The organism is Aliivibrio sifiae (assembly GCF_002954715.1).
GTDB classification, from domain to species: domain Bacteria; phylum Pseudomonadota; class Gammaproteobacteria; order Enterobacterales; family Vibrionaceae; genus Aliivibrio; species Aliivibrio sifiae.
The window spans coordinates 589,388-604,357 of the sequence record NZ_MSCP01000001.1; the positions used below are offsets into that span (position 1 = coordinate 589,388).

At 38.8% G+C, this 14,970-nt stretch carries 16 protein-coding genes; 14 read left to right on the forward strand and 2 right to left on the reverse strand.

Annotated elements, in window-relative coordinates; translation table 11 throughout:
• The 7 genes from BTO23_RS02650 to purF all read left to right on the forward strand — a co-directional run.
• Positions 1-982, forward strand: a 982-nt coding sequence (locus tag BTO23_RS02650) for a FimV/HubP family polar landmark protein (RefSeq protein WP_281260237.1), incomplete at its 5' end; no start/stop codon positions are given.
• An 88-nt stretch (positions 983-1,070) separates the two neighbouring features.
• Positions 1,071-1,859, forward strand: a complete 789-nt coding sequence (truA, locus tag BTO23_RS02655; protein ID WP_061002864.1) for a tRNA pseudouridine(38-40) synthase TruA — start codon at positions 1,071-1,073, stop codon at positions 1,857-1,859.
• A gap of 177 nt (positions 1,860-2,036) precedes the next feature.
• The gene (gene accD / locus BTO23_RS02665) at positions 2,037-2,921 is read left to right on the forward strand and encodes an acetyl-CoA carboxylase, carboxyltransferase subunit beta (RefSeq protein WP_061014237.1); all 885 of its coding nucleotides are present in this window, start codon (positions 2,037-2,039) and stop codon (positions 2,919-2,921) included.
• 101 nt (positions 2,922-3,022) lie between these two features.
• Complete coding sequence (gene folC / locus BTO23_RS02670; RefSeq protein ID WP_061002859.1) at positions 3,023-4,303, forward strand: bifunctional tetrahydrofolate synthase/dihydrofolate synthase; 1,281 nt, start codon at positions 3,023-3,025, stop codon at positions 4,301-4,303.
• A 9-nt stretch (positions 4,304-4,312) separates the two neighbouring features.
• On the forward strand, positions 4,313-4,873 hold the full coding sequence (locus BTO23_RS02675) for an SPOR domain-containing protein (RefSeq protein ID WP_061002857.1): 561 nt from the start codon (positions 4,313-4,315) through the stop codon (positions 4,871-4,873).
• A 61-nt stretch (positions 4,874-4,934) separates the two neighbouring features.
• Positions 4,935-5,426: a colicin V production protein gene (gene cvpA / locus BTO23_RS02680; protein ID WP_060991405.1), complete on the forward strand. Its 492-nt coding sequence runs from the start codon at positions 4,935-4,937 to the stop codon at positions 5,424-5,426.
• Between the two features lie 34 nt (positions 5,427-5,460).
• The gene (gene purF / locus BTO23_RS02685; protein ID WP_060991404.1) at positions 5,461-6,975 is read left to right on the forward strand and encodes an amidophosphoribosyltransferase; all 1,515 of its coding nucleotides are present in this window, start codon (positions 5,461-5,463) and stop codon (positions 6,973-6,975) included.
• A 71-nt stretch (positions 6,976-7,046) separates the two neighbouring features.
• Here purF and BTO23_RS02690 read toward each other — a convergent pair whose 3' ends face one another.
• Positions 7,047-7,922 carry a LysR family transcriptional regulator gene (locus BTO23_RS02690; protein ID WP_060991403.1) on the reverse strand — a complete coding sequence of 292 codons (876 nt, stop codon included), beginning with the start codon at positions 7,920-7,922 and terminating at the stop codon, positions 7,047-7,049.
• 226 nt (positions 7,923-8,148) lie between these two features.
• On the opposite strand from BTO23_RS02690, the gene BTO23_RS02695 reads away from it, so the two are divergent.
• The 6 genes from BTO23_RS02695 (at position 8,149) to recR (ending at position 13,778) form a co-directional block, all read left to right on the forward strand.
• A complete protein-coding gene (locus BTO23_RS02695; RefSeq protein ID WP_245922069.1) occupies positions 8,149-9,279 on the forward strand; it encodes a response regulator in 1,131 nt (376 codons plus the stop codon).
• A gap of 61 nt (positions 9,280-9,340) precedes the next feature.
• Positions 9,341-9,706, forward strand: coding sequence for a YbaN family protein (locus tag BTO23_RS02700; RefSeq protein ID WP_105055083.1), 366 nt, complete (start codon positions 9,341-9,343; stop codon positions 9,704-9,706).
• Between the two features lie 133 nt (positions 9,707-9,839).
• Positions 9,840-10,385, forward strand: a complete 546-nt coding sequence (gene apt, locus BTO23_RS02705) for an adenine phosphoribosyltransferase (RefSeq protein WP_061014245.1) — start codon at positions 9,840-9,842, stop codon at positions 10,383-10,385.
• Between the two features lie 103 nt (positions 10,386-10,488).
• Positions 10,489-12,627 carry a DNA polymerase III subunit gamma/tau gene (dnaX, locus tag BTO23_RS02710; RefSeq protein ID WP_105062889.1) on the forward strand — a complete coding sequence of 713 codons (2,139 nt, stop codon included), beginning with the start codon at positions 10,489-10,491 and terminating at the stop codon, positions 12,625-12,627.
• Positions 12,628-12,736: 109 nt separating this feature from the next.
• Positions 12,737-13,072: a YbaB/EbfC family nucleoid-associated protein gene (locus BTO23_RS02715; protein WP_060991399.1), complete on the forward strand. Its 336-nt coding sequence runs from the start codon at positions 12,737-12,739 to the stop codon at positions 13,070-13,072.
• Between the two features lie 103 nt (positions 13,073-13,175).
• A complete protein-coding gene (gene recR, locus BTO23_RS02720; RefSeq protein WP_060991398.1) occupies positions 13,176-13,778 on the forward strand; it encodes a recombination mediator RecR in 603 nt (200 codons plus the stop codon).
• Here the strand turns inward: recR and rrtA are convergent.
• Positions 13,750-14,313: a rhombosortase gene (rrtA, locus tag BTO23_RS02725; protein ID WP_060991838.1), complete on the reverse strand. Its 564-nt coding sequence runs from the start codon at positions 14,311-14,313 to the stop codon at positions 13,750-13,752. The two genes, recR and rrtA, sit on opposite strands and share 29 nt — an antisense overlap.
• A 14-nt stretch (positions 14,314-14,327) precedes the next feature.
• Between rrtA and BTO23_RS02730 the strand changes: the two genes are divergently transcribed.
• Entirely contained in the window at positions 14,328-14,954 is a 627-nt protein-coding gene (locus BTO23_RS02730) for a tRNA-uridine aminocarboxypropyltransferase (RefSeq protein WP_060991397.1), read from the forward strand.
• The last annotated feature ends 16 nt before the right edge of the window (positions 14,955-14,970 follow it).

A 14,970-nucleotide genomic window follows, 5' to 3' on the forward strand; every position in this document is an offset into this window, starting at 1 on the left:
TTTAGAAGCGACAGAGCAAGTACAGGAATCAGAATTAGTTACAGAAACTGATGATGAATTTGATGGCTTGTTTGGTGAAACAGAAGAGTTGGACGTTGAGAATGATGAACTTCTAACTGAAGACGATGAAGCATCGTTCGAACTTGATGAGCTTCTAGAACCAGAAGCTGAGCAAGAAGAAAGTAAAACTGAAGCGCTTAATATCGATAGAGATGAAGAGGAAGAAAATGACTTCTCTTTAGATGACTTCTTAGAAAATAGTGCGGTTGATTTTTCAAAAGAAAACGACGACATTTTGCCTCAATCTGATGATGTTGAAAATGACGATAGCAGCTTTGAAGGGTTATCGATTGAAGATGCTTTAGCGTCTTTAGAAGACGATAAAGATGTTGAAAACATTAATTCTGAATCTGTAGTTTCTGATGAACCAACAAGTGAAAATGAAGCATCAGATACTGAAGATAAATCAGCAGCTTTTGACTTTCAATCACGTGTATCTGATGAAGAAAAAGAAGCATTAACCCATCTTGATAGTTCAGGTTTAGATCTTGATAGTATGTTGGATGATGGTGCGAGTGATTGGAGTGGGTTTAATTTAGATAACACATCAAACACTGATTCAGAGTTAGAAGATGAAGATTGGTCAGAGCAACCAAGTGTTGAAAATGATCCTCATGGTGCTGATCGATTTTTAAGTATTGAAGCTCTGATTGCTGAAAGTGAAAATGGTGATAAGTCAGAATTTGAAGAAGAAGAGTTAAATTTAGATGTTGGTTTAGATGAATTTCCAGACATGCTAAATAATCGAGAAGCACACGATGTTGATGTAAATAGCGATGCTCAAAGTAAACTTGATTTAGCTAAAGCGTATATTGAAATGTCAGATGACAAAGGTGCTTTAGAATTGCTAGAAGAAGTTTTACGTTGTGATGATCCTGGTCTTAAGGTTGAAGCTGAAAAATTAATGAAACAAATTGATTAGTTCTTTTGAACTATCTCAAAAAGGCGGTGGCAGTGTGCCCCGCCTTTTTTTATAATGATGTATAACTGAATTAAAAGAATTAAATATCATGCGAATAGCTTTATGTATTGAATATGATGGTGCTGACTATTATGGTTGGCAGCGTCAAAAGGACGTAAATAGTGTCCAAGCTGAACTAGAGAAAGCATTAACGGTTGTTGCCAATGAACCGATTGAAGTGATGTGTGCAGGTCGAACCGATGCAGGTGTTCACGGTACAGGTCAGGTTGTTCATTTTGATACGACAAGTTCTCGTAAGCTAGCAGCATGGATGATGGGGGCTAATGCGAACCTTCCTAAGAATATAGCAGTACGTTGGGCAAAAGAAGTCACTGAAGATTTCCATGCTCGTTTTACTGCTACAGCTCGACGTTATCGCTATATCATCTATAACAATCGTTTACGTCCTGCAATATTAGGTCATGGTGTTAGCCATTATCATGAACCTTTAGATGCAGATTTAATGCATCAAGCTGGTCAATACTTATTGGGTGAGAATGATTTTACTTCTTTCAGAGCAATCCATTGTCAATCTCGCAGCCCGTGGCGTAATTTGATGCACTTAAAAGTAACTCGTCATGGCGACTTTATCGTGATTGATATTAAAGCGAATGCTTTTGTTCATCACATGGTTCGTAATATTACAGGCAGCTTAATTCAGGTTGGTAAGGGTAAGCAAAAACCAGAATGGATTGAATGGTTACTTGAAGCGAAAGATCGTAAGTTAGCTGGAGCCACTGCAAAGGCAGAAGGGTTATATTTAATCGATGTAGATTACCCACAAGAATGGGAATTACCTCGAGTACCGCTAGGACCATTATTTTTAGCTGATAATTGATATTTCATTTAGATTAAATATGCGTATTTAATATGCAAAAAATAGAGGTAGATTCAATCTTGAAAATAGGTACAACCAGTTTTTTATCTACACTGGCTATTATTTATGGTTTAATCTATTTAATTGATTTTATTTCTCTTGCGATGGTGCGAGAGATCACTAATAGAAAGGTCGTCCATGAGTTGGCTTGAAAAGATTTTTAATACAAGCAATATTGTTAGTTCACGTAAAGCATCGATCCCTGAAGGGGTTTGGACGAAATGTACGTCATGTGAACAAGTGCTTTATTCTGCAGAGCTAGAACGTAATCTAGAAGTGTGTCCTAAATGTGACCATCATATGCGAATGAAAGCACGTAAGCGTCTTGAGACATTTTTAGATGCAGAAGGCCGTGTAGAAATTGGTCAAGAACTAGAACCAAAAGATCTTTTAAAATTTAAAGATTCAAAACGTTATAAAGATCGTATTTCAGCAGCACAAAAATCAAGTAATGAAACTGATGCTCTTATCGTAATGAAAGGCACATTATTAGAATTACCAGTTGTTGCTTGTGCGTTTGAATTCTCATTTATGGGTGGTTCGATGGGTTCTGTTGTTGGTGCTCGTTTTGTTAAAGCGGTTGATGCAGCAATTGAAAACAACTGTCCTCTTGTGTGCTTCTCTGCAAGTGGTGGTGCTCGTATGCAGGAGGCGTTAATGTCTCTAATGCAAATGGCAAAAACAAGTGCAGCATTAGCGCGTTTATCTCGTAAAGGTTTGCCATTCTTCTCAGTATTGACGGATCCAACGATGGGTGGTGTATCTGCAAGTTTAGCAATGCTAGGCGATATTAATATCGGTGAACCAAAAGCACTGATCGGTTTTGCTGGTCGCCGTGTTATTGAGCAAACAGTACGTGAAGATTTACCTGAAGGTTTCCAACGTAGTGAGTTCTTGCTTGAACATGGTGCTATCGACATGATCGTTGATCGTCGTGAAATGCGTCAACGTATTGGTGGTTTAATGGCGAAAATGACAAATCAGTCATCTCCATTAGTTGTTCCTGTTGATGGTTCAAAGTAAAAATCAAATTAAATGCGGGCAAGGTTGCGAGTTCTTACTTTAAAACAGCAACCTAAGTCATATATACTGTCACTATATTCCGTCAGTGAAGTAGTTGAATTATGACACCATTTGATTCTCCGAAAGCCACATCTGATTTATCGGTGTGGCTTCGTTATTTAGAAAGCATTCATACAAGTGCAATAGATTTAGGCCTTGAGCGTGTTCAGCGTGTTGCACAACGAGCTAAATTAACTAAACCAGCCCCAACAGTAATAACAGTTGCAGGAACTAACGGCAAGGGTTCAACCTGTGCGTTAATGGAATCCATTTTAATTAATGCTGGCTATCGTGTTGGTGTTTATAGCTCCCCTCATCTTATTCGTTACAACGAACGCATCCGTATCAACGGTAATGATTTATCTGATTCTCTTATCACTCAATCTTTTGCTGCAATTGAAGCATGGCGCAAAGAAACGTCGTTGAGCCTTTTCGAATTTGGAACTCTCTCTGCTTTATGGGCATTTAAAGCACATCAAGTTGATGTTGTTCTTTTAGAAGTTGGCCTTGGTGGACGTTTAGATGCAACAAATGTAGTCGATCATGATGTTTCTATAATTACGAGCCTCGCGGTTGATCATGTTGATTGGCTAGGTGACGATATCGAAGTGATTGGTTTTGAGAAAGCAGGGATTTACCGTTCTGAAAAACCAGCGATTTGTGGCCAACCTAATCCACCATCAAGTGTTGCCGCTCATGCTGATGATATTAAGGCTGATTTATACCAAGTCGGTTATCAGTTTGATTATCAAGTAAATGCTGAAAACCAAACATGGTCTTGGAAAAGTGGGGCTTTTGACTTAGATAACTTGCCATTACCAAACTTACCATTAGCAAATGCAGCAACGGCGATAATGGCTTTAGGTACATCAGGGTTAGAGTTAACTGATGTTAATATTGTTGAGGGGTTAAGGTCAGCAAGTTTACCAGGGCGAATGCAGCGTTTAACTCGTGACGGTACAGAGAATGACGCAACAATTATTCTTGATGTGGCACATAATCCACATTCAGCGCATTATCTCGTACAACAAGTAAGACAGCGTTTCCCAAATAAGAAAATTCATGCAGTAGTTGGTATGTTGCATGACAAAGATATCAAATCTACTTTAGCTGAGTTCACGGGAAGTGTGGATGTTTGGTATCCTGCATCACTATCAGGCCCAAGAGCTGCAAACGCTTGTGAGTTAACAGCAGTAATAGAAGTAGAAGCAATAGAGTATTCATCACCTGTAGAGGCGTTTAAAGTCGCACTGACACAGGCAAATAATGACGATTTAATTTTAGTCTTCGGTTCTTTTCATACGGTTGGTGAAGTATGGGATTACTGGAAAGAAGAAGCATGAGGTACATGAGTGTCTAGTCCATTTCAACGACGTTTAGTCGGAACAATCATATTGGTTGCCATTGGGGTGATTGTTTTACCTGATTTATTTGATGGTAAGAAAAAACATTACCAAGAAGAGTTTGCAAGTATTCCAATTAAACCTGAGTTATCAAAAGATGTTGAACAGTTTGAGATTCAAGAGCCAATTGATTTTGATGCAGAGCTTCCTGGCGAGCCAGTTGAGGTGACTATTGAGTCATCAAAAACAGAACCAGAAAAAGAAATACTCTCAATTGTTGAGAAAAAACAACCTGAGAAAGTAGAAAAAATAGATTACGCAAAGAGTGCTTGGATTATCCAACTTGGCGTGTTCAGAAATGCAGACAATGCGACAAATTTAGCACTTAAACTACGTAAGCAAGGTTTCCAAGCGCATACTTTCCCTAAAGAACCTAAAAAAGGTGATTTAGTTAGAGTTGCTGTTGGCCCAGATGTTTCTAAACCGGATCTTGAAAAGCAGTTACCGAAATTAAAAGAAATAACTGGCTTAAATGGTCAATTGCTTAAATTTACACCACTAAACCCATAAGAAAACGTTTGCGTCGCGGATTTTTCTGTTAAAATGCGCAGCAACAGAGAAAAGATAAATTATGATTTGGATCGATTTTGTCATTTTAGGTGTTATTAGCCTATCAGCTTTAATCAGTTTGATTAGAGGTTTTGTTAAAGAAGCGTTGTCGTTAGTGATTTGGTTTGGCGCCTTTTTTGTCGCTAGTAACTTCTATCCCAAACTGGCCGTTTATTTCACAAATATACATGATGAAATGATAAGAAATGGCAGTGCGATTGCTGCTTTGTTTGTGGCAACTCTTGTGGTTGGTGCGGTTGTGAACTATGTCGTTGCACAATTAGTACAAAAAACGGGGTTATCAGGGACAGATCGGGTATTGGGTATTGTCTTTGGGGGATTGAGAGGCGTGCTTATTATAGCGGCAGTTCTTTTCTTTATAGATGCCTTTACCTCATTATCGGATTCGGAGTGGTGGAAGCAATCTCAATTAATACCGCAATTTTCGGTAGTGATTGAATGGTTCTTCGATTACTTAAAGGATACATCAAGTTTTCTTCCTGGCGCTAAATAGCGCCAGTTTTTTAGCAAATTGAGGACTCTAGGACATGTGCGGTATTGTTGGAATCGTAGGCGCAACACCTGTAAACCAGTCAATCTATGACGCTTTGACAGTGTTACAACATCGTGGCCAAGACGCTGCTGGTATTATTACCATAGAAAGCAATCGTTTCCGTCTGAGAAAGGCGAACGGCTTGGTTAAAGATGTATTTGAAGCAAAACATATGCAACGCCTACAAGGTAACGTAGGTATTGGCCATGTTCGTTACCCAACAGCGGGTAGTTCTAGCGCTTCAGAGGCTCAACCTTTCTATGTAAATTCACCTTTCGGGATCACACTTGCGCATAATGGTAATCTAACCAATGCGAATGAAATCCGTGAGACCTTATTTGAACAAGAACGTCGCCATGTTAATACAACTTCAGATTCTGAAGTTCTACTCAACATCTTTGCTCACCATCTTGATGAGACAAAAAACTACCCATTAACTCCTGATGATATTTTTAAAACTGTTGTTAATGTACATGACCAAATTCGTGGTGCATATGCAGTTACAGCGATGATCATTGGGCATGGTATGGTTGCCTTCCGTGATCCAAATGGCATTCGTCCTTTATGCTTAGGTAAGCGCGAAGTCGAGGGGCGTACTGAGTATATGGTTGCGTCTGAATCGGTAGCTCTTGATGCGGTTGGTTTTGATTTTGTTCGTGATGTTGCACCTGGTGAAGCGATTTATGCTCCATTTGAAGGTGGTTTATATACGCAGCAATGTGCCCATGATCCAAAACTAAACCCATGTATTTTTGAATTTGTTTACTTTGCTCGCCCTGATTCATTCATTGATAAAATCTCCGTGTATAGCGCACGTGTAGAAATGGGTAAACGCCTTGGTGAAAAGATCAAGCGTGAATGGGAGCATTTAGACATTGATGTGGTACTACCTATACCTGAAACTTCATGCGATATCGCACTTGAAATTGCTCAGATAATTAATAAGCCGTATCGTCAAGGTTTTGTGAAAAACCGTTATGTTGGACGTACCTTTATTATGCCTGGACAACAAGAGCGTAAAAAATCAGTACGTCGCAAATTGAACGCAATTCGTTCTGAATTTAAAGATAAAAATGTACTGTTAGTTGATGACTCAATTGTTCGTGGTACGACATCAGAACAGATCATTGAGATGGCACGTGACTCAGGTGCTAAAAACGTTTATATGGTATCAGCAGCGCCTGAAATTCGTTTCCCTAACGTATATGGTATTGATATGCCAAGTGCGAACGAATTAATTGCGCATGGTCGTGAAGTTGACGAGATTTGTAAGGCAATTGGTGCAGATGCTCTTATTTTCCAAGACTTACCAGATTTAGTTGATGCGGTAGGGTGTGGTAACCGTGAAATTGAACGTTTTGAAACATCAGTATTTAATGCTCATTATGTTACAGGTGATGTTGATCAAAACTACCTTGAATATTTAGAAGGGTTACGTGGTGATGATGCTAAAAAAGAAAGTGAAGCCCAAGATATCGCAAGCTTAGATATTTATAACGAAGGTGTATAGGTCTTAACTTGTTACCAATTAAAAAGCCTGTGGAAAACCACAGGCTTTTTTGTTTTTATTTATCAGGCATATTAATCAGTAATGTGATTACTCACAAAATCAATAAATAAACGTACTTTCTCAGGTTGATGATTCTTATAATTATAAACCATATAGATGTCTCTAGGGTTTGCTGACCAGTTTTTAAGCACGCGAACCAATGAACCATCTTCAATATATTGGCTAATCATAATATCTGGCATGAGTGTTATCCCCAAGCCATCAGAACAAGCCATTCGAATTACATTTAATTCACTTGCTTCAAAGCGACCAGCATCAGTAATTGTCACTGATTCACCTTCACAATTGGTTAAACGCCAGCGCATTAAAGGATGACCTTTTAATAAACTGTGTTCATGCAATTCTTGTGCGTGTGTTGGCTCTGAGTTTGCTTCTAAATAAGTCGGGCTTGCTACTAAAATATCTTCTAAAGAACCAATTTGGCGAGCAATAAGAGATGAATCACGTTGCTTACCAACTCTGAAAATAATATCCCAATCAGTCGGGTCAAGTTGTTCAGGCTGGTTGCTCATGGTTAAATTGATGCTGATATTAGGGTAGAGCAACATGAATTTATTTAAAATAGGTTGGATCATGCGCTTGGTTAGGTTAGAAGGCGCTGAAATTTTTAGTTTTCCAGCAGCACCACGACACTCTTCCCCTAAGCATTCACTTGTATTTACCAAGGTAGCTAGAATAGGGGCACATTCATCATAAAACTTTTGTCCAGCTTCGGTTAGCGATAGCTTGCGAGCGTGACGATTGAGTAAGCGAATATCTAAAGAATCTTCTAAGGCTTGAATACGACGAGTTATTGTCGCAACAGGTATAAGTGTCTTTCTTGAGGCGGCAGTATAGCTGCCATTATCAACTACCTGTCGAAACAGATTTAAATCATCTAACTTCATTATATTAAGATACTCTCTGTTTTTTTCGAACGATGAATTGTAACTAAAACCCTAATGTAGGTGTTGTTATAAGTCAACTAAAGTGAAAATCTATAAATAAAAGACCGAATTTCCCCTTAACGTAACAGTTATTAACAATCTTATCTAAAAATATTTGTGCTCAAGCCAATATCGAACTAACTTTATTTAGAGTGATAATTAGAAATATGAAAGGAATTTTCATTATTTGCTGAAGGAACGTGCAGAGGGTAGTCGTATGTCGGTAGAGCAATGTCAAAAAAATGTGGATGTAAATAAAGCGCCAGTAGAAGATTTACTGTTAAATAAAGATATTTTAATAGTCGATGACGATCCTATTTTTCGCTCTATGATAAAAGCGGTTTTAGAGAGTTACTCTTGCAATGTAAAAGAAGCAAGTAATGGACTAGAAGGATTGCAAATGCTGCAGCATTCATTGCCAGATGTATTGCTGTGTGATTTATCAATGCCAATCTTAAATGGAATCGAATTTGTTGAAGAGGCAGTGCAGGAATATCCAATGCTGCCTATTATTGTCATATCTGGTACTGGTGATATGCAAGACGTAGCTAAAGTGTTGCGATTAGGTGCGAAAGATTTTTTAGTAAAGCCGATTAGTGATGTGTCTATTTTGATTAAATCGTTGGCATCTGCACTTAAATTAAGCGAAGAAAGCACTCTTCGAATGCAGGATTTTTCAAGCCAGTGGTTTAGAACTTCTGAATTAGATAAAAGCTGTAATGATGAATTACATTGGCATTTAGACCATTTACAGAATGAACCGAATATAGGTAGAGAGCTATTGTTTGAGTTACTACCAGAAAGTGATGCTCAGCATGGGAAGTGGAAGTTAGGGTATCGACTTTTACAATCAACAGATGGAATGCCTTTGGTTTTTGATTATGAATGGTTGCTTGATGGGCGTTTGTTCTTCTATCTGGTTGATTCAGAATCTGGTGGTGATAACGGAGTGATCTCTTGCCTATTGGTACGTGCTTTTTTTAATGATTTTATTCGAGACCAAAATATCTCACTTAATGCCATTTCTCAGATGGTTATGTCGATAGAAAAAGGCATGGAAACCATGGACCATTCCCAGCCAATGTCTGCTATTTTTGGCTACATTGATTTTGCAGAGCAAGCGTTATTTATGCTTTCTGCTGGTCTTGATGCTGTGTGGGAAAATAACACTGAGCGTCATGTTCTTCGTGCTGATGGTCAATTAACATTGAATGCAGCTAAAAACCAGGTTCATCGCTTTCCTATCTCTGATCATAATAGTCTGTTATTAAATAACTTAGGGTGTAGCAGTTTTAAATTAGAACTGAATGCATTCTAGATTGATTCTTTGACTAAGAAAGGATCATAATAAAGCCCCTTATCTAAATAGAGATGTTGATTTGCATTTTACTCGCAGAGTGCTTTGGTTTGTTCTTGGGGCCACCGCGCTTATTCTTGGTTTTGTTGGGCTATTTTTACCTTTACTACCAACAACACCTTTTTTATTACTAGCGAGTGTCTGCTTTATGCGTGTCTCTCCGCGTATTCATACTTGGCTTATTTCTCATCCTAAATTAGGCCCTTCTATTGTTGAGTGGCAAAAGCACAAAACAATTAAAGCATCGATAAAAAAGAAAGCCATTATTATGATAATTTTAAGTTTCTTATTATCGATAACGCTCGCGCCCATTTTGTGGGTAAAAGTGATGCTTGTAATGTTTGCTATTGCGCTTCTTTATTGGTTTTCTACCATCCCAACATCGTGATTTTTATTCTTTGGCATTGCTTGATCAACGACTCATCTCGGCTGGTATGACTTGCTCATAGCAAAGAAAGTGAATAACATAAGTCGGTTAATTTATTTTAATGCCAAATTTAGGCAAAGTAGGTCATATAACCATGTCGACAAAAACAGTAGAACTGATTAGAAATAGCATTAAATCAATCCCTGATTACCCAAAAGTAGGCATCATGTTCCGTGATGTAACAAGCTTAATGGAAGACCCAAAAGCATACCAAGCGACAATTCAATTACTTGTAGAAAAGTACAAGCAAGGTGGTTTTACTAAGATTGTTGGTACAGAAGCACGTGGTTTCTTATTTGGTGCGCCATTGGCATTAGAATTAGGTGTTGGTTTTATTCCAGTTCGTAAGCCTGGTAAATTGCCTCGTCCAACTATTGCTCAAACGTATGATCTTGAATACGGTACAGATACGTTAGAAATCCACACAGATGCGATTGTTGAAGGTGATAAAGTACTTGTTGTTGACGACCTATTAGCGACTGGTGGAACCATTGAAGCAACAGTAAAACTTATCCGCCAACTTGGTGGTGAAGTAGAGCAAGCCGCTTTTGTTATCAACCTACCAGAAATTGGTGGTCAAACACGTTTAGAGGGCCTAGGGCTAAACGTATACAGCATCTGTGAGTTTGCTGGTCACTAATTCTTCATATACACAATAAATTGAGTGAGATTTCTTTATCAAGGGAGATCTCATTTTTTTGCTGTGCTACGATTTAGATCTATTTTATTTTGGGCTGTATTCTATGAGCTATCAAGTTCTGGCGCGTAAGTGGCGTCCACATCATTTTAAAGATGTTGTTGGCCAACCTCATGTGCTTACTGCGTTAGAAAACGCGCTTGACCATAATCGACTTCACCACGCTTATCTGTTTAGTGGAACTCGTGGTGTAGGTAAAACTACCATTGCACGTTTATTTGCTAAAGGCTTAAACTGTGAAGAGGGGATCACGTCAACACCTTGTGGTGTGTGTTCTACTTGTAAAGAAATTGACGAAGGACGTTTTGTTGATTTACTTGAAATCGATGCGGCTTCTAGAACCAAGGTAGAAGATACTCGTGAACTACTTGATAATGTTCAATATAAGCCTGCGCGTGGTCGTTTTAAGGTTTATCTGATCGATGAAGTTCATATGCTGTCGCGCCACAGTTTCAATGCTTTATTAAAAACATTGGAAGAGCCGCCAGAATACGTCAAATTTTTATTAGCAACGACCGATCCACAGAAACTACCTGTGACGATTTTGTCTCGTTGCTTACAGTTTCATCTAAAGCACATCAGTGTTGATCAAATTCACGAGCAACTTGATTTTGTTTTAGACAAAGAAGAAGTCACTAAAGATGCGAGAGCGTTAGGGTTAATCGCTCATGCGGCTGATGGCAGTATGCGTGATGCACTGAGTTTAACAGACCAAGCTATTGCTCTTGGAAATGGCTCGGTAACCACTGATATCGTGTCAGCAATGTTAGGAACGTTAGATACCGATCAAGCGGTTCGTATTCTAGAAGCCATTAGTACCAAGAATATGCAGACATTAATGAGCTGCGTAAATGATTTGGCTGATATGGGAATTGAATGGGATGGTTTAGCAAAAGAGATTGCAAATCAACTTCATAAACTCGCTATGTATCAAGCATTGCCTGCAACACTTGATAAATCTCAACCAGATGCAGAACGTATTGAGCTATTGAGCAATCAATTGTCTCCTCAAGAAGTTCAGCTATTTTATCAAATTGCATTACAAAGTCGTAAAGATTTGCCGTTAGCGCCAAGTGAAAAAACGGGCGTTGAAATGATGTTATTAAGAATGGTGGCATTTCGTCCCGTTCATGCTCAAGTATTAGAGACACAACCCATTGCTGTTCCTGCGGTAGAGCCACAAGTTGCGCCTCAAAGCTCTCAAATTCAAGCTGCATCTTCTCAAAGCGTTCTAACTAATAGACAGCCAGCAGCAAGGGGGCAAGAACCGATGTCACGTCCTAGCGTGCCACCAGTTCAACAAAATCAACAACAGAATTATGCGTCGGTGCAAAATATACCACCAATGCATTCAGAGCAACCACCAAGGTATGATGCACCACCGATGGGCGAATCGCATCAAACGATGCAACAACCATCACCTTCTGTATCTTCAGTACAACAAGAGCCTGTAGCAACTCCTAAAAGTGGTTTGTTAGGTGTGCGTAATCAATTGCGTAGTGCTAAAAATAATTTAACGAATACAACCAATGGTACTGGCTCAAAAAAGGTTAGTGCGGCATCCGATAATAAAAAAACGAGTTCAGTGCTAGAACGTATTGCTGAAAAGCAGCATTTAGCACCTCGTACTCAGGTGTCGCAAATTGGAAATCCAGCAACACAAGAGAAAAAACCAGAAGAACCGTATCGTTGGAAATCGACGAAACCAGAAGCCAAAAGAGTTGTTAGTGACATTACACCAACTAAGCTTAAGCAAGCATTAGAGCATGAAAAGTCACCAGAAATGGTACAGCAGTTGGTTGATGAGTCATCTCAAAAAGATGCATGGTCAGCGTTAGCGATGTCTTTAACATTACCAAAACTGGTCCAACAGTTAGTGTTAAATTCGGCTTTTGTTGAACAGGGTAATCAAGTGTCATTGCATTTGAGAGCAGAACAAGCTCACTTGGACAGAGATAAAGCTAACGAACAGATCACTCAAGAATTAAGCAAAGCATTAAATAAAGACGTTACTGTATCGATTGATATTAGTTCTGCAGGGGTAAGTCCTTTAGAGTTACGTGAACAAATGTATCAAGCTAAGTTGCAGGCGGCATATCAGAGTTTGCAACAAGATCCGCACGTGAATTTCTTTATGCAGAGGTTTGGTGCAGAAATAGATCAAGAAAGTGTTAGACCAATATAAAATAGTGGTATGCATTATCTAAAGTAAAAATATTCAATGTGGGTTGAAATTGGTATTTTTTACCCCCATTTTCTTAATATTAAAGAAGTAAACTTAAGAGAGAATTATTATGTTCGGTGGAAAAGGCGGCATGGGCAACTTAATGAAGCAAGCCCAGCAAATGCAAGATCGCATGCAGAAAGTACAAGAAGAAATCGCAAATACAGAAGTGACTGGTGAATCAGGCGCAGGTCTTGTTAAAGTAACGATCACTGGTTCTCACAGTGTTCGCCGTGTTGAGATTGATCCAAGTTTAATGGAAGAAGACGAAAAAGAAATGCTAGAAGATTTGATCGCAGCAGCGTTCAATGATGCATCTCGTCGTATCGAAGAAACACAAAAAGAAAAAATGGCTGGTGTTACTGGTGGAATGCAAATGCCACCGGGCTTTAAAATGCCATTTTAATTTATCTTAAATGATAAAAATCAAGACAGATTATTCGTATTTATCTTGGTAAAATTAGGCGGCTAAGTGGCTGCCTTTTTCTTTTCTGGAATATAAAAAAACTATGCGTACAAGTGGTTTATTAGAACAATTAATGGAATCGTTACGATGTCTTCCGGGGGTTGGTCCAAAATCAGCTCAACGAATGGCATTTCATCTTTTGCAGCGTAATCGCCAAGGCGGAATGCAATTAGCTGATTCTCTCTCTCGTGCTATGTCTGAAATCGGTCATTGTTCTGAATGTCGAACATTTACAGAAGAAGATACTTGTTCTATTTGTTTGAATCCAAAGCGTCAAGTTAGTGGTGAGCTGTGTATTGTTGAAAGTCCTGCAGATATTGTAGCAGTAGAAGCAACAGGGCAGTTTTCTGGACGTTATTTTGTACTTATGGGGCACTTATCCCCTCTTGATGGTATTGGTCCTAGTGATATTGGATTAGATTTATTCGATCATCGCTTAGGCCGTGGTGATATCAAGGAAGTCATTCTGGCAACGAACCCGACGGTTGAAGGTGAAGCAACTGCTCATTATATTGCAGAGTTATGCCAAGAACACCAAGTAAGTGCGAGCCGAATCGCGCATGGTGTCCCTATGGGGGGAGAGTTAGAGTTAGTTGATGGCACAACGTTATCTCATTCTATTTTGGGTCGTCAGAAACTTTACTAAGAGTAATTAAGCGCGTAGCTAATTGGAGTGTTCCACCACTGAATGCTCCAATAAGATGAGCTTCTGTTGCGACTTTTGCATTGATAAGAGAAATGGTTGAAGCACTTGCTCCAAAGTATTGCTCCCAGCAAATCTTAGTGATAATACCAATTAACAATAACCACCCAGTGTTGCGTTTTTGTTTTATGTCTTCAATTGCAGCCCAAATAAATAAACCATGTAACACTCCTGATAATCCAACATAAGATTGGATTGGGGACAGCAATAAAAGTACCCCGGTCATTAAGCTTATAAAAAACAATAGACCCCATAGTTTTTTTGGATTTAATATATCCTTAAAGATAAAACAAAATACGGTTAGAGCGGCAGAGTTCATTATTAAGTGAGGGAGGTTAGTATGGGTGAAATTACCTGTGATTAATCGCCATATCTCGCCTTGTAAAATTAAGCTTCTATCCCAAACAAAAAAATCAGATACCAGAGTTAGCTGTGCAAGACCAAGCATAACTAAAATGGGAAAGAGTAATTTCAACAAAACAAAGGTTCCTTGTGATTCGATTTTGTCTTCAATGCCTAAAAACAAAAAAAGCCTGTATCTGTGAGTGGATAAAGCCAATCTCAACAGAGATTGAACTCATCATACTACAGCATCCAACAGAAGCTAAGCGACCATTAGGGACGGCTAAAATTTTATCGTTAAGTTTAACTAATTGCCGTACTTTTATTGGTGAAAACTTTACCGATCATACGGAGCTAAACCAATTATTAGCTGATGATAGTTACCACCACCAAGTCCTATTCTTGGATGGAACTAGCCAAGCAATTTCATCGTCGTTGAATCATGTTGAGAAAAAGCAGCGTGTAATTTTATTAGATGGTACATGGAAAAAAGCGTATAAAATGTGGCAACTTTCAACCAATTTTCATGCTTTACCAAAAGTACATCTTGATACTGAATTATCTGGTAATTATCGAGTTCGTAAAGCACCTAAAGATAATGCGTTATCAACAGCAGAAGCGGGTTATCACGTGCTGAACCAACTGGATAGTGACGTAAGTAAAGGTAATGATACGGAGAAATTTGATTCGATATTAACGGCGTTCGATAACATGATTGAATTTCATATCAGTCAAATGCCTGAAGGGGTATACCAAAAGAACTACCGCTCAGAGTAGTTCTTTGGTTATTTAT